This is a genomic window from Idiomarina sp. 29L, from assembly GCF_004123135.1.
In the GTDB taxonomy this organism is placed as follows: domain Bacteria; phylum Pseudomonadota; class Gammaproteobacteria; order Enterobacterales; family Alteromonadaceae; genus Idiomarina.
In genome coordinates, this window is sequence record NZ_SDJS01000008.1 from 1 (window position 1) to 337 (window position 337).

Annotated in this window: 1 protein-coding gene; it reads left to right on the plus strand. The window is 50.7% G+C overall.

The genetic code is table 11. From position 1 onward, the window contains the following. A partial coding sequence (locus EST55_RS12300) for an HNH endonuclease (RefSeq protein ID WP_129497698.1) occupies positions 1–294 on the plus strand: 294 nt, incomplete at its 5' end. Positions 295–337 lie beyond the last annotated feature (43 nt).

Here is a 337-nt window from a genome sequence, read left to right on the forward strand (position 1 = left end):
CCGGACTGGCTGGAAAAAGAAGTTCGAGAGCGAGACACGGAGTGTGTCTATTGCCGCAAAGAATTTACCTCTGTGAAAGTGCTACGGAAGTCTGCGGCGAGCTGGGAGCACATCATTAACGATGCCAGCATCATTACGAGAGAAAATATTGCCTTGTGTTGCTGCGGCTGCAATGCCAGCAAAGGTCAAAAGCAGCTATCCGCATGGTTGCAAACCAAGTATTGCCAAGATCGTGGTATCACTCCGGAAACCGTAGCACCGATCATAAAACAGGCTATTGAGCGTGGCCTGTAAGTCAGCGCTTAACAAGGCGCTTAAGTTCGTTCCCGGCCTGACG